15 protein-coding genes and 1 tRNA gene are annotated in these 19,615 nt (G+C 75.1%); 11 read left to right on the top strand and 5 right to left on the bottom strand.

Annotation, left to right across the window (positions count from 1 at the left end; all coding sequences use genetic code 11):
• Positions 1–23: 23 nt before the first annotated feature.
• A complete protein-coding gene (locus H505_RS0103515) occupies positions 24–641 on the top strand; it encodes a TetR/AcrR family transcriptional regulator (protein WP_051300161.1) in 618 nt (205 codons plus the stop codon).
• 134 nt (positions 642–775) lie between these two features.
• Positions 776–1,789, top strand: coding sequence for a zinc-binding dehydrogenase (locus H505_RS0103510; protein WP_026400856.1), 1,014 nt, complete (start codon positions 776–778; stop codon positions 1,787–1,789).
• A 269-nt stretch (positions 1,790–2,058) separates the two neighbouring features.
• Here the strand turns inward: H505_RS0103510 and H505_RS0103505 are convergent, their stop codons facing one another.
• A complete protein-coding gene (locus H505_RS0103505; protein ID WP_051300159.1) occupies positions 2,059–5,406 on the bottom strand; it encodes a DUF4132 domain-containing protein in 3,348 nt (1,115 codons plus the stop codon).
• A 150-nt stretch (positions 5,407–5,556) separates the two neighbouring features.
• The gene (locus tag H505_RS0103500; protein WP_034516506.1) at positions 5,557–6,531 is read right to left on the bottom strand and encodes a helix-turn-helix domain-containing protein; all 975 of its coding nucleotides are present in this window, start codon (positions 6,529–6,531) and stop codon (positions 5,557–5,559) included.
• 98 nt (positions 6,532–6,629) lie between these two features.
• Here H505_RS0103500 and H505_RS0103495 point away from each other — a divergent pair, with 98 nt between their 5' ends.
• The 6 genes from H505_RS0103495 (at position 6,630) to H505_RS39640 (ending at position 10,990) form a co-directional block, all read left to right on the top strand.
• The gene (locus H505_RS0103495; protein ID WP_051300157.1) at positions 6,630–7,259 is read left to right on the top strand and encodes a hypothetical protein; all 630 of its coding nucleotides are present in this window, start codon (positions 6,630–6,632) and stop codon (positions 7,257–7,259) included.
• A gap of 78 nt (positions 7,260–7,337) precedes the next feature.
• A complete protein-coding gene (locus H505_RS39645; protein ID WP_084549864.1) occupies positions 7,338–7,847 on the top strand; it encodes a S26 family signal peptidase in 510 nt (169 codons plus the stop codon).
• A 159-nt stretch (positions 7,848–8,006) separates the two neighbouring features.
• Complete coding sequence (locus H505_RS50510; RefSeq protein WP_169528792.1) at positions 8,007–8,147, top strand: hypothetical protein; 141 nt, start codon at positions 8,007–8,009, stop codon at positions 8,145–8,147.
• 20 nt (positions 8,148–8,167) lie between these two features.
• Complete coding sequence (locus H505_RS0103475; RefSeq protein ID WP_026400851.1) at positions 8,168–8,689, top strand: MauE/DoxX family redox-associated membrane protein; 522 nt, start codon at positions 8,168–8,170, stop codon at positions 8,687–8,689.
• A gap of 28 nt (positions 8,690–8,717) precedes the next feature.
• A complete protein-coding gene (locus tag H505_RS0103470) occupies positions 8,718–9,218 on the top strand; it encodes a thioredoxin domain-containing protein (protein ID WP_026400850.1) in 501 nt (166 codons plus the stop codon).
• Positions 9,215–10,990, top strand: coding sequence for an ABC transporter ATP-binding protein (locus H505_RS39640; RefSeq protein WP_051300153.1), 1,776 nt, complete (start codon positions 9,215–9,217; stop codon positions 10,988–10,990). Before H505_RS0103470 ends, H505_RS39640 begins: the two co-directional genes overlap by 4 nt.
• Here H505_RS39640 and H505_RS0103460 read toward each other — a convergent pair.
• Positions 10,972–12,936, bottom strand: coding sequence for a TerD family protein (locus tag H505_RS0103460; protein WP_245592440.1), 1,965 nt, complete (start codon positions 12,934–12,936; stop codon positions 10,972–10,974). The two genes, H505_RS39640 and H505_RS0103460, sit on opposite strands and share 19 nt — an antisense overlap.
• Positions 12,937–13,392: 456 nt before the next feature.
• Here H505_RS0103460 and H505_RS0103455 point away from each other — a divergent pair, with 456 nt between their 5' ends.
• The 3 genes from H505_RS0103455 to H505_RS0103445 all read left to right on the top strand — a co-directional run bounded on the left by H505_RS0103455 (position 13,393) and on the right by H505_RS0103445 (position 18,561).
• Positions 13,393–17,073: a WD40 repeat domain-containing serine/threonine protein kinase gene (locus H505_RS0103455; protein ID WP_026400848.1), complete on the top strand. Its 3,681-nt coding sequence runs from the start codon at positions 13,393–13,395 to the stop codon at positions 17,071–17,073.
• 131 nt (positions 17,074–17,204) lie between these two features.
• Positions 17,205–18,047 carry an alpha/beta fold hydrolase gene (locus tag H505_RS0103450; RefSeq protein WP_026400847.1) on the top strand — a complete coding sequence of 281 codons (843 nt, stop codon included), beginning with the start codon at positions 17,205–17,207 and terminating at the stop codon, positions 18,045–18,047.
• A gap of 106 nt (positions 18,048–18,153) precedes the next feature.
• Positions 18,154–18,561 (top strand): DUF3592 domain-containing protein, encoded by a 408-nt coding sequence (locus H505_RS0103445; protein WP_157432891.1) that lies wholly within the window; start codon positions 18,154–18,156, stop codon positions 18,559–18,561.
• A gap of 159 nt (positions 18,562–18,720) precedes the next feature.
• On the opposite strand, the gene H505_RS0103440 is transcribed toward H505_RS0103445, so the two are convergent.
• A tRNA-Lys gene (locus H505_RS0103440) sits at positions 18,721–18,793 on the bottom strand.
• Between the two features lie 84 nt (positions 18,794–18,877).
• On the bottom strand, positions 18,878–19,447 hold the full coding sequence (locus tag H505_RS0103435; protein ID WP_026400845.1) for a response regulator transcription factor: 570 nt from the start codon (positions 19,445–19,447) through the stop codon (positions 18,878–18,880).
• Positions 19,448–19,615 lie beyond the last annotated feature (168 nt).

Raw genomic sequence — 19,615 nt, 5'->3', positions numbered from 1 at the left:
ACTGATCACGTAAAGTGATATCCGTGGAACGACTTGAGCTGGACGGGCTGCTCGACACGGCCATGCGCCTGTTCGCCGAGCTGGGGTACGACGGGACGTCCCTCCAGCTCGTCGCGGACGCCGCCGGGGTCGATGTCGCGGACGTCCGCGCGGTCGGCGAGAACAAGGGCGAGCTGTACCGGGCGGTGTTCGTGCGCGCCGACGAGGCCGAGCGGCGGGCGCTGGAGCCGGCGCTGGCCGCCTTCACCCCCGACATGCCGAGCGTGCTGCGGCTCGTGGACTCCTACCTGGACTTCTACGTCGAGCGCACCGACATCCTCGGGCTGTGGATGCACCGCTGGATGGGCGACGCCGCCGACGTCCCCGGCCTGGAGGACTACTACACGAGGCCGCTGGCGACGCGGGTGGTCGACACCGTCCGCCCCCTGGTCCCGCCCGGCATCGACCCCGACCACGTGGTGTGGACGACCGTGTGGTGCGTCTACGGGTTCCTGAGCGGCGGGCTCATCTCCACCGACCGGCAGGACGGCCAGCAGCGGCTGGGCGGCCGGGGGACCGGGCCGCGCGACACCGCCGCCGTCGAACGCTTCCGCGCCCACCTGCACATGCTCGTCACCCGCATGCTGACCCCGCCGGCCTGACCCCGCCGCCCCCGACCCCGCCGACCCGACCCCGCGCCGTCCCCGAGGCCCCGGCCCGGCCCGTCCCGCATCGGGGTCCGGCCGGTGGGTACGACGGGCCCGTCGGAGCACGCGGCGCACGGAGGTCGGGGGAGATGGCGGAGATGCTGGCCGGACGGCTGGACGTGCGGACCCGGAGGTTCGCCGTCAAGGAGGTCCCGGTGCCCGAGCCGGGGCACGGGGAGGTGCGGATCGCGGTCAAGGCCGCGGGCGTCTGCCTGTCCGACCTGCACCTGATCGACGGCACGCTCAGCCCGCTCTACCTGGGCGGGGACGAGGTCACGCTCGGCCACGAGGTCGCGGGCGTCGTCGAGTCCGCCGGCGAGGGCGCGACCCGGTTCGCCCCCGGACGGCGCGTCCTCCTCCTGGCGGGCGACGAGGACCCCGACGGGACGATCCGCACCCGCGGCGTCGACTACGACGGCGGCTGGGCGCAGTTCGCCGTCGCCGCCGAGCGGACGGTCGTCCCGATCCCCGACGCGCTGCCGTTCGAGCAGGCGTGCGTCATCCCCGACGCCGTCTCGACCCCGTGGGCCGCCGTCGGCACCACCGCCCGGACGCGGCCCGGCGAGGCCGCGGGCGTCTGGGGGCTCGGCGGGCTCGGCGCGCACGCGGTCCTGCTGCTGCGCCTGCTCGGCGCCGCCCCCATCATCGCGATCGACCCCGTGGAAGCGGCCCGGGAGCGCGCCCTGCGGTTCGGCGCCGACGTCGCGCTCGACCCGGGCGACGCCGGCTTCGGCGACCGGGTCAGGGCCGCCACCGGCGGCCGCGGGCTCGCGGTCGCGTTCGACTTCGCGGGCGTCTCCGCCGTCCGCGACCAGGCGCTCGGGGTGCTCGGCCGGGACGGGCGGCTCGTCCTGGTCGGCCTGAGCGGACGGTCCGTCACCATCGCGCACGACACCCTGTTCAGCTACCTGCGGCAGCAGGTGCTCGGGCACTACGGTTCCGAACCCGAGCACGTCGAGCAGCTCGTCCGGCTCGTCGAGCAGGGCCGCCTCGACCTTGCCGAGTCCGTCAGCGACGTCCTGCCCCTCGCCGACGCGCCGCAGGCCGTCGAGCGCCTCGCGAGCAAGGAAGGCGACCCGATCCGGCTGGTCCTGCGGCCCTGAGCACGGGACGGCCGCCACCGCCGACGGCCGCCACCGCCGCCGTGGGCACTGTCGCGGTCGGGATGTGGTGGTGGCATTTGCTGTACAGCCAGGACGCCACCGTGCTCTGCCCGACGGCGAAGTCCATGAGCGCGGACTCCTTGCGCCGCCGGGCCTCCGCCACGACCTCCGGGTCGGCCGGCTCCTCGGCCAGCAGCCGCCGCAGACTCGTCCGCACCCGTGCCTCCCCGCGTCCCGCGAAACCCGATCCCGTCCCCGTCCCCGCGTCCTCAGGCCAGGACGGCCGTGAGGTCGCCCAGCACCTCCGAGGCGGTCACCGGATCGAGCTCGCCGAACGCGCACCGCTCCCTTTCGCGGCGCGTGTGCGAGGACCAGCCCGGTTCCGGGTCGGTGCCGATCCACACCGCCTCCATCTTCTGGTCCCCGGACTCTGTGACGTAGCCGACGAACAGCCCCGGATCCAGCGTGACGACGACGTACCGCCCGTTCCCCGCCGGGCGGACGAGGCATTCGATCCCGCCGTCGGAGTTCACCGGCCCCCGCAGCCAGCCGCGCCGCTCCAGCCGGAGCACGTTCCCGACCGGGACGGGCGTCCCCTCGAAGCGCGCGAGCCGGTCACCGGCCCGCTCCGGCGCGGTCAGCGCGTGCACCTCGCGGTCGAGCTGCGGGAACGGCTGGGCGATCTCGTAGTCGGCGAACAGGCGCGTCCAGTTCCGCACCGCGGGCCCGAGGCGCGCCGGGTGCGCGATGCCGATCGCGGCGCCGTCCGGCGGCGTGTACGCGCGGTCGGCGGCGTCGGCGAACGTGCGGTCCTCGGCGATCCGGAACGCCCGGCCCGTGCCGTCGTGCTCGGCCATCCACACGAGCCGCCGCGCGACATGCCACATCAGCGGGTGCTCGACGAAGAACTCGCGGAACTCGTCCGCGCTCCACCGGCGGCCCGTCGCCATCGCGAGCTCCATCCGCCGCAGCTGCACCCCGGCGACCGCGCGGACGTCCTTCTTCAGCTCGGCGAACCGGCGGTGGGCCGCGGGCGCGAGTTCGGCGTCGTCGCGGACGCCCGGCTTCGGGAGGTTCGCCCGGACCTTCCCGCTCGCGTCGACGACGTACGGCCGCAGCGACGCGTCGAACCCGGCGGTGAACCGACGCGGCCCGTAGTCGAGGACGAGCGAGCCCGCCGCGTCCAGCCCGAAGTCGGGGACCAGCCGGTCGCCGAGCTGCTCCGCCGTCAGCCCCCGCGCCGCCGCGATCTGCTCGACCTTCTCCTGCGCGTGCTTGCGCAGCCCCTTGTACTTCACCGTCTGCGCGATGCCGTGCACCTCGCGCAGCGCGAGCTCGCTCCCGATCATGGCGATGACGTCCAGGCCGCGCACCGCGAGGTGGTGGCCGCCGCTCCCCGGCCAGGCGCGGACGAGCGGGACGAGCGTGCGCACGGTGCGGTCGTCGCCCAGCCGTCCGAGCGCGGTGAACTGCCAGGCGTGCTCGGGCCGCCCGCCCTTCTCTCCCCAGTGCTTGTACAGCGCCCAGCCGAACTCGGCGAGGGAGTCGGGGTCGCAGGCGTCCAGCGCGTCCGCGAGGCCGGGGGCCGGATCGTCCGGTTCGGAGATCGCCAGCAGGGTGAGCAGGGTCCGGACCGCTTCCTGCGGCAGGGCGCGCTCCCGCCCCCGCAGCAGCACCTGCGGCAGCACCGCGGCGTTCACGCCGAGCGACGCGGGGATCTTCCGCCGGGTCGGTTCGTCCGAGGCCAGGAGCGCCTCCACGGTTTCGACGGCGCGCTCCCCGTGGGCGCGCGCGGCTTCGGCGACCGCCTCCCGGTCCAGGAACGGCAGCGCGTGCTCGGCGGCCTCCCGGGCCTTTCCGGGGCTGCCGAGCGCCACCGGCACGAGGTGGCGCGCCGCTCCGGCCCCGTGCCGCTCGAACCAGGCGAGCACGGCGCCGCGCGCCGACTTCGTCCGCAGCAGCCAGCCGGCCATCGCGTCCGCGACGTCGCCGTCCAGGTACGGCAGCAGCAGCTCCGCGCCCCGCGCCGGCTTGGCGCGGGCGAACCGCAGCGCGAGCGGCAGCGCGTCGGCGTCGAACCGGGCGATCAGCACCCTCAGCCAGGTCTCCGGGCTCCAGTAGCCGCCCGGACGCTCCCACTTGCCCGGCGTCCAGTCCCGCAGCAGGGGGCGGACCACGTCCTCCGGCCCCATCGCGAACAGCCCGGCCAGCCAGGACACGTCCTCCCGGACCTCGCCCGCCGCGAACGCCGCGGCGAAGCGGTCCCACCGCTCCGCCCGCTCCTGCGGGGGCGGAACTTGGGCCACCTCGCCCCACCCGCGCTCGCTCGACGGCTTGTGCCAGCTGTCGGGGTAGGGGAAGAAGATCGCGGTCCGCAGCCACTCCCCGCGCTCGCCCGGGCCCCACACCATGGACCGCTCACCGGGCAGGGGCAGCCCTTCGAGGACGACCGGGTCCGGCTTCGGGCGGGCCCACGGCGGATCGGCCAGCAGCCGCGGCAGGTCGTCCGCCGCGGCCTCCGGGACCCCGTCCTCCGCCGCCGTCCCGACGACCTTCCGGACGTCCTCCGGCAGCTCCGGCAGCACGCGCTCCACCAGGTCCGCGTGCCCGCGCAGATGCTCGTCCAGCAGCTCCGCGGCCAGGGCGCCGGGGGCCGACGCGAGGACGCGGATCGCGCGGACCGGGTAGCGCTCCATCGTCTCCCGCAGCGCGGCGCCCATGTGCCGGTTCCCGGCGCGCTCCAGCATCAGCCGGAACGCCTCGTCGGTCGGCAGCCGCCCCAGCACGTCGAGCAGCGCCTTGCGCCGCGGCGGACTGTCGTGGTGCTCGTCGAACGCCTCCGCCAGGTAGGGCGCGATCACCGGGCCCGCGCCTTCCGCCAGCGTCACCAGGTTCTCGATCTGGTAGCAGTCGGCGACGGAGATCCGCCGCTCCGGCCCCAGCATCGCGTAGTGCTCGGCCGACCCCAGGGACCGCAGCAGCATCGTCCGCGGCACCGCGTCGGGCTCGGCGCAGCACTCGGCCACCCACGCCGACTCGGTTGGGGCGAGGTACGCGCCGAGCATCCGCCGCCGCGGCGACGTCCGCAGCCCGCCGAGGACCGCGACGGCCTCCCGGTACTCGGTGTCGGGGGCCGCGGCGAGGAGCGCGCGCAGCCGCTTCGCCGCGTCCGCCAGCCGGTACTCGTCGAAGCCCGCCGCCTCGCCCGCCAGGCCGTGGTGCGCGGCGCCGTAGGAGCCGGGCGCCAGGTCGCACCGCTCGACGAACGCGTGGACGGCGAACGGCAGCCCGTACGTCGTGACCCACGCGTCCACGAACCGGACGGTCATCCCGCCGGCATGGATGTCCGACTCCGGGACGGCGGCGACCACGGCCGCGCCCAGCGGGCTCGTGTCCCCGGCCAGGTGGCGGCGCCCCGCCGCGGCCAACGCCGGATCCGTTCCCGGGTGCGCCAGCGCCTCCTCGACGGCCTTCGCGTGCTCCGCGCGCAGCTCCGCCTCGTCCAGCGCGGCCACCGCGACCCGCTGCGCGGGCCACCCGCCGCGCCGCGGATGCACGTGCCGCCGCCACCCTCGGGGGACTTCCAGGACGTCCTCGTCCGTCGCCGAATCGATCATGCGTGCGGACGCTAGCACCGGGCACCGACGCCGCGCGCCGCCGTCGCGCCGTCGACGCTCGGTCAAGCGGCTGTGCACGCGCGATCAACCGCGGGACCCGCGCGGCCGCCATGCTGGGGCACCGTGATCGAGACGACACCGGCCGGACGGCTACGCCCGATCGAGTCCCGGGCCGCTCCGGCGGTACTCGCTGGGGGTGACGTCGTAGGCGGCGCGGAACGCGCGGGTGAACACCGCGGGGTGGGAGAAGCCCCAGCGGGCGGCGATCTGGCCGACCGGGACGCCGTGCAGCGCGGGATCGGCCAGGTCCCGGCGGGCGCGGTCCAGCCGGCGGTGCCGGATCCAGCCCGCCACGGTGGTGCCGTCCGCCTGGAAGACGCGGTGGAGGTAGCTGACGGAGATGTGGTGGGCGGCCGCGACGGACCTCGGGGACAGGTCCGGGTCCTGCAGGTGCCGGTCGATGAACGCGCGGACGCGCAGCACGAGCGTCCGCCCGCGGGACTCCGGGACGAGTTCGCGCTCGGCCTCGGCGGTGTGCGCGAACAGCGCCGACACCAGGTCGAGGAGGATCGTCCCGAGCCGTGAGGCGTCCGACGGCCGGTAGGCGCCGGCGTCGGAGGCGAGCCGGGCCAGGAAGCCGGACAGCAGCCCGCCGATCCCCGACCCGCCGGGCAGCGGGGCGCCGATCATCCGGTCGGCCAGGTGCGGCGGCACCGCCAGCATGGACCGGGGGACCTCCAGCCCGACGGTCCTGATGGTGCCGGCCCCGTCCGCCCAGGTCGTGCAGCTGCGCGAGCTGTCCTGGACGTGCAGGTCGGACGGCCCGTAGGTCACCTCGTTCTTCCCCCACGACGCCCCCGCCGTCCCCCGCAGGACGAGCGAGAGGTGGAAGGTCTCCGGGTCCGACCGGCGGATGAGCCGCGGCGTCCGGCGGCAGACCATCGGCTGGAACGCCGCCGGCCAGACGGTCGCCGCGCCGAGCCGCAGCACCCGCTGCCGCACGCGGAAGCCGTCCGCGTGCGCGCTGGTCATCTCCAGGGGCGCGTGGGTGTTGCTGAGGCACTCGCGCCACCAGCCGAAGCGGTCGGCCGGCGGCAGGTCCGCACTGTCGAAGACGGTCTCCATCACGCGGACCCCTCCTCTTCTGTGTACCGCTTATACAGAAGAGATGGGCGCGCCGCCGAAAAGGTTCCACGAAGTTGATCGAACGCGAAGGGAAAGCCATGCGGAAACTGATCGGCCCGGTGACGGCGCTGGGCGCCGCGCTGCTGCTCACGGGGTGCGTGTTCCCCTCTTCCGACGACGAGCCGGACGCGGCGCCGCCGCCCGCGCAGCCCGCCCCGGCCACCTCGGCACCCCAGAACCCGGCCCCGCAGAACCCCGCCCCCGCGGCGGGCAGCGCGCAGGCCACCCCGCCGGGCACGAAGCTGCGGATCGGCCAGCGGGCCGTCGTCCCGTACGAGCGGGCCGGGACGACCGGCATGCTCGGCATCACGGTCACCGCGATCGAGCCCGGCGACCAGGCCGCGTTCCAGCAGCGGTTCGGCGCGAAGGCCGCCGGGATGACGCCGTTCTACATCCGCTACACGGTGGAGAACGTCGGCGGGACCGACCTGTCGCGCAGCTCCGCGCCGCTGCTGACCGGCGTCGGCCCCGGCGGCGGCGGTACCGGCGCCGTCGTCATCGGCACGATCCCCGGCTGCGACCGGGGCCGCCCCGACGACGCCTTCGCCGCCGCGGGCGCCCAGTACCGGTCGTGCCGGCTCCAGGCGGCGCGCGCGGGCGGGTCCGTCGCCGGCGCCGCCTACGAGGAGGACGCCTACGAGGACAGCCCCATCACCTGGGCGAACTGACCCCGCGGCCCGACCGGGGCCCGGCGCTGCGGGCGCCGGTCCGGCCGCGCGGGCTACGATCTGTCGGCCATGAGCCGGATGTCGATCTCACGGAGACGGCTGGTGCCGGTCGCCGCCGCCGTCGCGGCGGCGCTGGCCGCCCTCGGATGGGCGCGCGGGCGGCTGGTGGTCGTCACCGTCGGCGGGACCAGCATGACCCCCGCCCTGCACGACGGCGACCGCGTCCTGGTCCGCCGGCGGCCCCTGCACCGCGTCCGCCGCGGGGACGTCGTCGTCCTCGAACCGCCCCCGGACGCGACCCGCCTGCCGGGCCCGCCCGGCCCCGACGGCCGCACCTGGAACGTCAAGCGCGTCGCCGCCCTCCCCGGCGACCCGCTCCCCCCGGGCGTCCCCGGACCGGACGGCACGGTGCCCGCCGGGGCGCTCGCCGTCCTCGGCGACAATCCCGACAGCGTCGACTCCCGCCACCGCGGGCCCTACCCGGGCGACCGGCTACTGGGTGTGGTGGTGCGCCGCTTGAGCGTGTCGCCGGGGCCCGGTCAACGCCCGTCCCATGGCGAAAACCCACCAACCGGCGGGGGCCGTTGAGCGCACACTCCACAAGATCGCTCCGCGCCGGGAACGGTCCCTTGCCGGAGATGATCACCGGGGTTAGCTTCTGGGCAGCGAGCGCCGATCACCTCCGAGAGGCGCCGCCCGACACCCCGCCGGCCGGCTAGCCCCGGCACGACCGGAGGAGGACCCCTCATGATCCGTGCAGTCAACCGCCTCGGCGACCGGATTCTCGGTCGGATCCTGCCCACCACCACCGCCCGCGCCGAGCCCTGCTGGTGGACCGACACCGGCATGCGCTGCTGCATGTACGCCGGCAAGACCTACTGCCGCTAGGGCACCGGGGCACCGACGCCATGCAGTACGTCGCGCTGGCCGCACGCTGCACCATCGCCGCGGTCTTCCTCGTCGCGGTGGTCGGCAAGCTGCGCGGCCGGACGGCGTTCGCGGAGTTCCGGCGCTCGGTGCCCGGGCTGGCGCCCGGCCTCCCGGCGACCGCGACGGCCGTCGCCGTCGTGGCCGCCGAGGCGGCCGCCGCCGCCCTCCAGGCGACCGCGCGGACCGCGCCGGCCGGCCTCGCGCTGGCCGGCGCGGTCCTGCTCGCGTTCGCCGCCGCCGTCCACCGCTCGCTCCGCGCCGGCCGCCCCGCCGCCTGCCGCTGCTTCGGCACCGGGACGGCCCCCGTCGGCCGCGTCCACGTCGTCCGCAACCTCGCGCTCGCGGCCGTCGCCGCGGCCGGCCTCGCCGCCCACCCGGCGGCCGCCCCGGTGCACCCCGGGGGAGCGGCCGTCGCCGTCGCGTGCGCGGGCGTCCTCACCCTCGTGTTCGTCTTCCTCGACGAACTGACCGACCTCCTGACCGCGCCCGCTCCCCGATGACGCGGCCAGGGCCACCAAGGGACCACCGTTGCCATACCTCGTCGCGGGCGTCGTCTTCGTCGGCCTCCTCAGCGTCTTCGACCTCGTCCTGATCCTGGCGGTCGTCCGCCGCCTCCGCGAGCACCCGGCCGCGCCGCCCGTCCCGTTCACGCCCCCCGGCACCCCGCTCGGCGCGTTCACCGCGACCGCCCTCGACGGCACCGCCGTGTCCCGCGCGTTCTTCACCGAACCCACGATCGTCGGCCTGTTCTCCACCACGTGCCCCTCCTGCCGGGAGCGGCTGCCCGAGTTCGCCGACCGCGTCCGCGGGGCCCGCGTCCTGGCCGTCGTCGAAGCGGACGGGGACGCCGAACCGTACGCCGGGACGCTGTCCCCCCTCGCCACCGTCGTGGTCGAACCGCCGCACGGCCCCGTCGCCGCCGCGTTCGGACGTCCCGCCTTCCCCGGCTTCTACGTCGTCGGGCCGGACGCGGTCGTCACCGCCGCGGCGCTCGAACCGTCCGGGCTGCCCGTGCCGGCCGGTACGTGAGGCGCGCGGGGGCCGTCGCCGGGCTGGCGTGGCGGGCGCACCCGGGCGCGACCGCCGCGTCCGTCCTCCTCGCCGTCCTCGCCGGCCTGGCCCCGGTCGCCACCGCGTGGCTGACCAAACTCGTCCTGGACGGCCTCGCCCGCGGCGCCGACCCGGGCGCCCTCACCCTCCTCGCCGCCGGGCTCGCCGCGTGCGGGCTGTCCGTCGTCCTCGTCCCGCACGCCTCCACCTACGCGCAGGCCCAGCTGCGCCGCGCCGTCCGCGCCCTGGCCGTCGACCGGCTGTTCGGCGCCGTCAACGCCGACGCGGGCCTGCGCCGCCTCGAGGACCCCGCGTTCCAGGACCGCCTCCGGCTGGCGCACGAGTCCAGCCAGCACGCCCCCGACCGGCTGATCGGCGGCGCCCTCGCCATCGCCCAGGCGCTCATCACCATGTCGGGCTTCGTCGGCACCCTCCTCGTGATCAACCCGCTCCTCGTCGGGGTGATCTTCCTGGCGACCCTCCCCGCGATCTCGATCCAGCTCCGGCTGAGCCGCGAACGGGCCCGCACGATGTGGCGCATCAGCCCCGGCATGCGGCGCGAGGTCTTCTACGGGGAGCTCCTGACCCGGCCGGAGGCCGCGAAGGAGACGCGCCTGTTCGGCCTGGGCGACCACTTCCGCACCCGGATGCTCACCGAGATCCGCGCCACCAACGACGCCGAACGCCGGATCGACCTCACCACCCTCCGCGGCCAGTCCCTCCTCGCCCTCCTCGGCGCCGCCGTCGCCGGCGGCGGCCTCGTCTGGGCCGTCCGGGAAGCCGCCGCGGGCCGCCTCACCCCGGGCGACGTGACCGTGTTCGTCGCCGCGGTCGCGGGCGTCCAGGCCGCCCTCGCGTCCGTCATCGACCGGTGGGCCGACGCGCACAACGCCCTGCTCATGTTCGGCCACTACTCGGCGGTCGTGACCGCGCCCCCAGCGATGCCCGCACGTCCGGGCCGTCCCGTCCCGGCCCTGCGGCACGGCATCGAGTTCCGCGACGTGTGGTTCCGCTACGGCGACGAGCACCCCTGGATCCTGCGCGGCGTCGACCTGTTCGTCCCGTCCGGCCGCGGCGTCGCCCTCGTCGGCGTGAACGGCGCGGGCAAGAGCACCCTCGTCAAACTCCTCTGCCGGCTCTACGACCCGGACAAGGGCTCGATCACCTGGGACGGCGTCGACCTGCGCGACATGGACCCCGCGGAACTCCGCGCACGCATCGGCGTCGTCTTCCAGGACTTCATGGAGTACGACCTCACCGCGGCCGACAACATCGGCCTCGGCGACCTCGCCGTCCAGGACGGCGCCCGCATCCGGGAAGCCGCACGGCAGGCCGGCGTCCACGACGCGATCGAGGCCCTCCCGAACGGCTACGCCACGATGCTCAGCCGCATCTTCGGCGGCGAGGACGGCGCGGGCGTCGCCCTGTCGGGCGGGCAGTGGCAGCGCCTCGCCCTCGCCCGCGCCCTCCTGCGCCGCGACCGCGACCTGCTCCTCCTGGACGAGCCCAGCTCCGGCCTCGACGCCGAGGCCGAGCACGCCGTCCACACGTCCCTCCGCCGCCACCGCCGCGACCGCACCAGCGTCCTCATCTCGCACCGCCTCGGCACCGTCCGCGACGCCGACCTCATCGTCGTCCTCAACGAAGGCCGCATCACCGAACACGGCACCCACGACACCCTCATGGCCGCCGACGGCGACTACGCTCGCCTCTTCACCCTCCAAGCCACCCCCTACACCCCCGACCCCTGACCCCCGCCGCTCTTCCCCTCGGCGGGCGCGGAGTCGAGCTTCAGCACCTGGAGGATCTCCTGGTGGAAGCGGTCCATGGCGGTGTCGACACTGCGGACGAAGCCGGCCTCCTCGGTGCCGCGCTTGGTCCCCAGGCCCGTCGCGAGGGTCAGACGGAAGGCGCCGATCTGCCGCGCGTCGCCGGGGACGAGCAGGCCCGGCTCACTGACGAGGTTCTTCAGCAGGTCGCAGGGGCCCGTCTTCTGTCCGGGGGCGAGGGCCTCGACGCGCAGCTCCGGCGGGGCGCCGGCCAGTTGCCGCAGCAGCCACTGGACGCGCGTCAGGGGACGGGCGCGCGCCGCCGCGGGGATCTCGACGGTGGTCTCGATCTGGCCGGTGCGCAGGTCGGCCTCGAGCAGCACGGGCCCGCCGGCGTTCGGGACGCGGATCTCGGCGCTCATGCGTCCCGACTCCACCAGCGACGTCACCGTCTGCAGGCGGCGTACCGAGGCGTCCCCGTCGCGCCGCCTGCGCAGCACGGGCGCGATGGCGAGGCCCGTCCGTCCGCCGAGGCGCAGGCACAGCTGCCGGACGAGCTTCTCCCAGCTCTCGGCCACCTGCATGGCGCGCCGGTCCCCGAGCCGGAGCGTGCCCGCGGTGACCGCGTTGCGCACGGGCACCCACGCGGCGCCCATGTCCCGGAACCCCTGGCAGCCGGCGTTGTCCTGCCGCAGGTAGTGCAGCAGCTCGCCGAGCAGCCACGCGTGGACGGGATTCGCCACACCGTCGTGCAGGCACAGCATTTCCGCCTCGTGGGCGACCTCGGCCCACGACAGGTGGCGCAGCGCCACCTTGCGCAGCAGCCGTTTGTCGACGTTCAGCGGATGCTCGTTGTCCAGCGCGAGATCGTTCGACAGGGTGATCACGGTCTCGTAACCCTGCCGCGCCGCCACCTCGAGGTAGGCCGCCACCTGGTCGGCCTTGAGCGGGTTGCCGCCCGTCTTCGTCTCGATCAGGGCGGTCCAGATCCGTCCGGCCCGGGCCACGCGCAGCACGCCGTCCGGCCGGACCTTGCCGTCACCGTGCTTGAAGGAGGTCTCGGCGAACGTCTGGATCGTCCCGGCGGGGGCGTTGAACCGGGCGGTCAGGCGGCGGCCGAACTCCGGGACCTGCGCCATCACGGCCAGCAGGGTGGCGGTGGCGCGGGTTTCGCGTTCCTGGTCGTTGCGCAACCCGGTGACCGGGAACAGCCGCGCGTGCTGCCACGACGGATGCTCCGCCAGGTCGACCTTCGCCGCCTTCCGCACGGTCGTCTTCCGCTTGGCCGTCCGGACACGCTTCGGGCGGGCGTCCTCGGGCGGCGCCGGGCCGACGGGCGCGCCGACCGCCTCCGCGGGCGCCCCGCCGGTCCCCTCGTCGGTCCCCTCGTCGCCGTCGTCGACGTTGATGCCGAAGTCGGACGCCAGCCCCGCGAGCCCGGACTCATAGCCCTGGCCGACCGCCCGGAACTTCCACCCGCCGCCCCTGCGGTACAGCTCGCCGAAGATGAACGCGGTCTCCCGGTCGGCGTCCCCGATGTCGAAGGCCAGCAGCGCGTCTCCCGCACCGCCGGAGACGGTCAGCCGCAGATCGTCCAGCGCGCCGAACGTCGCCCCCGCGTAACGGCTGGCGGCCACGACGACGCGGTGCACGTCGGGCCGCAGCGCACCGAGGTCGACCAGGATCCGGTCCTCGCTGCCGGTCGCGGTCGGCGTCTTGCCGAGCAGCCGCACCGACTCGTCCGCGGTCGCGGGCTGGTTGTAGAAGACGAAGTCGGCGTCGCCCCCGACCTTGCCGCTCTCGCCGACCAAGAGCACCGAGACGTCGGCCTCGCCTGCACCGGACGGATCGATCCAGCTCAACGCGACGGTGACCGGACCCGTCGCCGTGGACGGCCCGGGCAGGTCGATGTTGGCGCCCTTGGACATCTGATGCACGCGTTCGCTCCTTTGCTCGCGCCCGGTAATCGCGCACACAGCGGGAGCACCGACCGCCACAGACGTGCGAGCACGCAGGGCGACCGACCGCATGCGCAGAGGCAGCGTACGTCGCGCGGCGCCGACGAGCGACACATCCCCCTGACAGGGGCCACACCCGGCCACAACCCCAGAAACAGCCCCCGAGCCCTGCCCTATCGGCGGGTGGCGGTGGTGCACAGGCCGGCTTGATCACCGGTGCCGCCGCCGGCATCGGCGGCGTCCGGCGTCGGACGGCTTGACGCGGTCGTCTACACCGCCGGGCGTCGGGGGCGGTCGCGCCTCTCCGTGGCGGTCGTGGCGAACTCGGGGGCGGGGTGCGGCGTCGTAGTGGGTGGCGATCGACTACTGATCGTGACGGCGGGGGCGGCTCGCCGCCGCCGGGGACGCGCTGGACGGGATGATCGGATGTCGGATCGGCTTGAGGCGGGGGATCCCGAGCGGATCGGTGAGTTCTGGCTGGCGGGGCGGCTGGGCGCCGGCGGGCAGGGCGTGGTCTACGACGCCTACGGGCCGGACGGGACCCGGGTGGCGGTCAAGGTGCTGCACGGCGCGCAGGAGGCGCCCCGGGAGCTGGCGCTGATGGCCGCCGAGGCACGGGCGGCGCAGCGGGTCGCCTCGTTCTGCACCGCCCGGATCCTCCAGGTGCGGCTGGAGCCGCCGCGGCCCTACATCGTCAGCGAGTACATCGACGGGCTCAGCCTGCAGGGCACCGTCAAGGGCGCGGCCGGACGGCCGGGGCGCCGGTTCGCCGGGGACGATCTGCACCGCCTCGGGATCGGCATCGCCACCGCGCTCACGGCCATCCACCAGGCCAAGGTCGTGCACCGCGACCTCAAGCCCGGCAACGTGATGCTGGGCCCGGACGGCCCCCGCCTGATCGACTTCGGGATCGCCCGGGTGCTGGACACCCACTCGGCCACCGAGGGGGCGTTCGCCGGGACGCTGCGGTACATGGCGCCGGAGGTGTACGCGGGGCGGCGCGCCGGCGCCGAGGCGGACGTGTTCGCCTGGGGGGCGATCATGGTGTTCGCCGCCACCGGCGAGCACGCGTTCCAGGGCGGCACGCTGCCGGAGATCGCCCACCGGATCCGCACCCACCACCCGGACCTGGCGGCGCTGCCCGACGCGCTGCGCCCGCTGGTGGAGGCGGCGCTGGCGAAGGACCCGCTGGCGCGCCCGTCCGCGCGGGCCGTCCTGGCGGCGCTCACCCGCGACCCGCGCGAGGGGCCCGGCGGTCCGGACGACCTGGTCGCCGCCGGGGCCGCGCAGGCGGGGCTGCGGTCCCGGTGGGAACCGGGGGACCCGGCGCTGGGCAAGGTCGCCGAGGACGTCTACGCCGCCCTGCCGCCGCGTGAGCAGGGCCTGGTCCCGGAGGTGTTCCTGCGGTGCGTGGTCCCCGGCGAGGACGGGAGCCTGGCCACGCGTCCCGTGGCGCTCGCGGAGCTGTCCGACCGGGAGCGCCCCGACGAGGCGCGGGCGCTGGAGCACGTGGTGCGGGCCTTCGAGCCGCTGCTGGTCGTGGCGGGCGACCAGGTCGTCCTGGCGCGTCCGGCGGTGCTGCGGGCCTGGCCGCGGCTGCGGGACTGGGCCGAGGACGAGCGGGACGGGCTGCGGGTGCACCACCGCGTCCGCGAGGCCGCCCGCACCTGGGCCGACCACGGGCGGCGCCGCGGCGACGTGCTGACCGGCGCGCACCTGGACGAGGCCGTCCGCTGGGCCACCGCCGCCGGGAGCGGCCCCTCCCTCAACCGGCTGGAGCGCGGCCTGCTGGACGCCAGCACCCGCGCCCGGACCGCGCGGGGCCGCCGCACCCGCGCCGCCGCCGCCGTGCTGGCGGTGACCACGCTGGTGTCCCTGACGGCCACGGGATGGGCGATCCGGGCCCAGCGGACCACCGTGGACCAGCGCGACATCGCGGCCTCGCGGCAACTGGCCGCGCAGAGCCGGCAGTTCGGCGCCACCGCCCCGGACAAGGCGGCCCTGCTGGCCGTCGCCGCCCACGGCATCCGCGAGACGCCCGAGAGCCGCGCGGCGCTGCTGAACATCGTCACGCACCCCGCCCGCGGCGTCCTGAACGGATACCGGGGCGATCCCCGGGCGGTCGCGGCCGACCGTGCCGGACGGCTGCTCGCGATCGGCAACAAGGACGGCACGATCGGGCTGTGGGACGTGCGGAGGCACCGCCGGGCGGGCGGCTTCCTCCGCCTGTTCGAGGGGGACGGCTCCGACGTCCCGATGATGGTGGCGCTCAGCCCGGACGGCCGCACGCTGGCGGGCGCCGCGGCCGACGAGGAGAGCGCGGCGGGCAGCACCTGGGCCGACGGCGACGTGCGGGGGACGGTGCGGTTCTGGGATGTGCGCACCCGCCGGCCGCTGGGCGAACTGCCCGTGTCGTCCGGTCCCGGTTCGGTGGTGTTCGCTCCAGACGGGAAGAGCGCGGCCGTGAACGACGGCGCGGAGATCGCTCTTTGGGACGTCGGGACGACCTTGCGCCGGCGCGGTCCCGTCGTGCGTGCCGCGGAAAGCGACTACGGCACCTTCACCGTGGTCAGCCCCGACGCCACGGCGGTGGCGACCGGTGAGGTCTCGGGCGAGCTGGGGGTGTGGGATCTGGCCTCCGGCGAGCGCACGGCGTCCTTCCCGGTCGAAGGGGCGGCGGTGGCGCTGAGCCCGGACGCGCGGACCGTCGTCACGGCGGAGTCCGGAGAGGACTACGACACCTACGTGCGCTTCTACGATGCCCGGACCGGCAAGCAGCGGAGCAAGCCGATCCGCACGTCCTTGGCCCCGGACGTGGGACCGTTCAGCCCGGACGGACGCGCCGTGTTCATCGGCACCCAGCTGCGGGACACCGCCACCGGCGCGCGCCTCGGCACTCTCCCCGTGGACTCCGGGGACGACGCGAAGATCGTCTCGTTCGCCGGCGAGCACACCGTGGTCTCCCTGACCGCGAACGACTTCTCCAGGAACACGGTGCGGTTGTGGGACGTCACCGTGCACCAGCCCGACCGCCGTCCTTTCGACCCCGTACCGCCGGACGAACGCGACGGCCTCAACCGGCACGGGTTCTCCCCGGACCGGCGGACGATGGTCACCCTCGCCGCGGTGGGCGGGCAGGACGCCTTCCGGACGTGGGACGTCGGCACCGGGAAGCAGACGCGGCCTCCCGTCCCCGCGCCGTCCGACGCGAACGGGCGGACGGACGCGGACCCGATCGTGGTCCGCCCCGGCGGCGGGGCCTTCGCCGTCGCCGATCTCGAAGCCCGGATCAAGCTCTGGGACCAGGCGGCCCGCCGCTGGTCCGTCCTCGACGACGGCCCCGGCGGCGTGGTCAACGCGATGGCGCTCAGCCCGGACGGGCGGATCCTGGCCGCCGGGAGAGGCCACCTGGTCCATGCGCCCGACCGGCCCGCCGACGGCAGGGTGCAGCTGTGGGACCTCGACGCGCGCGCACCGATCGGTGACGGGCCGCTGTTCACCTCCGGCGAGCAGGTGACCGCCCTGGCCTTCAGCCCCGACGGCACGACACTGGCCGCCGGTATCGGGCGGACCGTCCGGCTCTGGAACGTCGCCGACGGCGAGGAGCTCGACCCGCCGATCAGCGGGCTCACCGGCACGGTCGCCGCCCTGGCGTTCGCCCCCGACAACCGGACCCTCGCCATCGGCGCCGCCGACGCGACCACGCTGTGGGACGTCCGCGGACGGCGCCAGATCGGCGCACCCCTCGCCGGGCACAGCGACCGGGTGACCTCCCTCGCCTTCAGCCGCGACGGGGAGACCCTGGCCACCGGCGGGGACGACGGGGTCGTCAGGCTGTGGGACGTCACCGGGCAGAGCCAGATCGGCGCGCCCCTCACCGGCCACGCCGACCGGGTCGCCGCCATGTCCTTCGACCCGGACGCGGCGGTCCTGACCACCAGCGACGGGGCGGCGACCGTGCGGCGGTGGAACATCGCCATGCCCGCCGACCCCGCGGCGACCGCCTGCACCATCGCCGGGCGCACGCTCACGCGCGCCGAATGGGCCCAGTACGTCCCGCCCGGCATCGACTACCGCGACACCTGCCCGTCCCTGAGCGGATCCTGACGCACCGCACCGGGGAACCACACTCCGGCCGGCTCAGCCAGGGACTGTCGCTCCGTGGCCGAGCCGGCGCGGCGCGACGACACTGGAGACGTCCGTTTCGTCCTCGGCGTAGACGCCACCAGGGAGAATCGATGTCCCCCACCTCCACGCTGGTCTTCGTCCACGGTTTCTGGCACGGCTCCTGGTGCTGGAGCGAAGTCGTCCCCCACGTGGTGGCCGCGGGCCGCGCGGCCGTCGCGGTGGACATGGCGGGGCACGGGCTGTACGCCCGCCGTCCTCGCTGGTCCACCGGACCGTACGACCCCGGGAAGGTCGGCACGGAGGTGTCGCCGGTCGCGGACGTGCGCCTCGACGACGCGGCCGAGCTGCTGACGTCCCAGGTCACGCGGATCGGCGGCGGCGAGCCGGTCACCGTCGTCGCGCACAGCGCGGCCGGGCCCGTCCTGACGCGAGTGGCCCAGCAGACGCCCGAACTGATCGCGCACGCGGTGTACCTTTCCGCGTACATGCCGGCCTCCGGCGTGCCGGCCGCGGCCTACACGCGGACGCCCGAAGCCGCCGGCGACCAGGTCGCGCCGCTGCTGCGGGGCGACCCGGCCCGGATCGGCGCGCTCCGGCTGGACCTCGCCACGGACGACGCGGACTACCGGCGGCGGCTCCGCGAGGCGTTCTACGGGGACGTGGACCCGGTCCTCGCCGACGCCGCCACCGGCCTGCTGACGCCCGACGGCCCGACGGGCATCATGCTCGGCACCACCGCCCTGACCCGCGACGGCTGGGGATCGGTGCGGCGCACGTACCTCGTGTGCGCGAAGGACGCGGCGATCGGGCCGTCCCTCCAGGCGAGGTTCATCGCCGAGGCCGACGCGGCCTTCCCGGACGCCCCGATGTCCGTCGTCCGGCTCGACGCCTCCCACTCGCCGTTCCTCTCGATTCCCGACGAACTGGCCGCCGCCGTCACCGCCCTCGGCTGAATCACCGCGGGCGCGCCCGTCGTCCCCGCGGGGAACGGGACGCGAACTTCGAAGTATCCGCCGACGTCCTAACCCTTTGAGAGCCGTGAGGCGCAGGGGGCGGGGCGTGGGCGAATTGATCCCTATTGTGATCATCGGGATGGTCGGGGCGGGCTGTCTCGCGGCCTATCTGCGGGACGTCGTGAACGTGCTGCGGCTATGGCGGCGCGGCATTCGCACGTCCGGCGTCGTGGTCGACCACGCGGTGACCCCGGCCGATGCGGGAACGCGGTGGGCGCCGATCATCGCGTTCGCGGGCGAGCACGGCGACCGGGTGGCCTGCAAGCCGATCGTGCGCATGGACGCGAAGCTGGAGCCGGGGAAGGAAGTGCCTGTGGTGTACATGGCGCACAAGCCGCAGGTCATGCTCATTTTCACCCGAGGGAACATGGTGAGGTCCCTTTTGGAAAACGGGATGCTCCTGTTCATCGGAGTGCTGTTCCTGGGGTTCGCGGTGCCCGGCATGTTCGCCTGACGATTGGCGGAGAAGACGAAAGAGCCGCAGACCGGACGGGCCGGGCAAGCCTTGCCGGTATCGGCGGCGCTTCTCCTGGTGAACCCGCGGTGGCCCGGAGGGGGCCGAAAAAGATGATGGGCATCCGCTTTTCGCTGCGAATGCCCTGGTGATGCGGGGTGCGCCGTCAGGGACTTGAACCCCGAACCCGCGGATTAAGAGTCCGCTGCTCTGCCAATTGAGCTAACGGCGCCTGTCGATCGGGGCTCCGGCCTTGGCCGGTGTCCCTGGCGACAGGAAGAACAGTATCAGCCCCTGCGGACCAGTGCGAATCGGTTCAGTCCTTGGCCGGCATGACGCTCATCATGCCGCGCCACAGGGCGATGGCGGTGGCGCGGGAGCTGACGCCGAGCTTGGCGTAGATGCGGTTGACGTGGTTCTTGATCGTCTTCTCGCTGAGGAAGAGCTGGCGGGCGATCTCGCCGTTGGAGCGGCCGGTGGCGATGAGGTCCATGACCTCGGCTTCGCGGGCGGAGAGGCCGAGGGAGACGCGGGAGGCGTCGCGGACGCCGCGGATCAGGTCCTGCGCGGTGAAGGCGCCGGGGACGAGGTGGCCGCAGGCGCCGTCGCGGACGGCGGCCGCGGCGGCGCCGTCGCCGGGTGCGGCGAGGACGAACACGCGGGCGGTGCGGGCGAGGGCGGAGGAGAGGCGGGCCGCGGCGGCGTCCACGAGGACGATGTCGGGGCGGAGGCGTTCGGCGAGGGCGAGGGCGTCGGTCCCGGCGGCGGCGTCGGCGACGACGGAGAGTTCGTCGCTGGCTTCCAGCAGGGCGATCACGTCGGCGCGTGCCCGGGCGTCGCCGTCCACCACGAGCACGCGCAGGGGGGCCGTTTCATCGACACTCATCCGTTGCCCTTGGGGTGTCGTCGACAGGTATGAAGACGGAGCATAACCGGCCGGTGATCCATAGTCGATGGACCCGGGCGGGACCTGCGGCGATCTCTGCCGAACGGGAGATGCGGTACCGGCGTCGGGACGGGATCCTGGTGCGATGTCCGAAAGGGGCCGGGGGAG

The organism is Actinomadura rifamycini DSM 43936, assembly GCF_000425065.1.
Lineage (GTDB): Bacteria > Actinomycetota > Actinomycetes > Streptosporangiales > Streptosporangiaceae > Spirillospora > Spirillospora rifamycini.
Note: the sequence above shows the minus strand (reverse complement) of the source record. Positions and strands in the feature narration are given on the sequence as shown.

What these genes read in the sequence shown, in the direction of transcription:
- H505_RS0103510 (WP_026400856.1), top strand. Translation starts at nt 776, where the DNA reads ATGGCGGAGATGCTGGCCGGACGGCTGGACGTGCGGACCCGGAGGTTC.
- H505_RS0103475 (WP_026400851.1), top strand. Translation starts at nt 8,168, where the DNA reads ATGCAGTACGTCGCGCTGGCCGCACGCTGCACCATCGCCGCGGTCTTC.
- H505_RS0103450 (WP_026400847.1), top strand. Translation starts at nt 17,205, where the DNA reads ATGTCCCCCACCTCCACGCTGGTCTTCGTCCACGGTTTCTGGCACGGC.
- H505_RS0103455 (WP_026400848.1), top strand. Translation starts at nt 13,393, where the DNA reads ATGTCGGATCGGCTTGAGGCGGGGGATCCCGAGCGGATCGGTGAGTTC.
- H505_RS0103505 (WP_051300159.1), bottom strand. Translation starts at nt 5,406, where the DNA reads ATGATCGATTCGGCGACGGACGAGGACGTCCTGGAAGTCCCCCGAGGG.
- H505_RS0103495 (WP_051300157.1), top strand. Translation starts at nt 6,630, where the DNA reads ATGCGGAAACTGATCGGCCCGGTGACGGCGCTGGGCGCCGCGCTGCTG.
- H505_RS0103460 (WP_245592440.1), bottom strand. Translation starts at nt 12,936, where the DNA reads ATGTCCAAGGGCGCCAACATCGACCTGCCCGGGCCGTCCACGGCGACG.
- H505_RS39645 (WP_084549864.1), top strand. Translation starts at nt 7,338, where the DNA reads ATGTCGATCTCACGGAGACGGCTGGTGCCGGTCGCCGCCGCCGTCGCG.
- H505_RS0103500 (WP_034516506.1), bottom strand. Translation starts at nt 6,531, where the DNA reads ATGGAGACCGTCTTCGACAGTGCGGACCTGCCGCCGGCCGACCGCTTC.
- H505_RS50510 (WP_169528792.1), top strand. Translation starts at nt 8,007, where the DNA reads ATGATCCGTGCAGTCAACCGCCTCGGCGACCGGATTCTCGGTCGGATC.
- H505_RS0103435 (WP_026400845.1), bottom strand. Translation starts at nt 19,447, where the DNA reads ATGAGTGTCGATGAAACGGCCCCCCTGCGCGTGCTCGTGGTGGACGGC.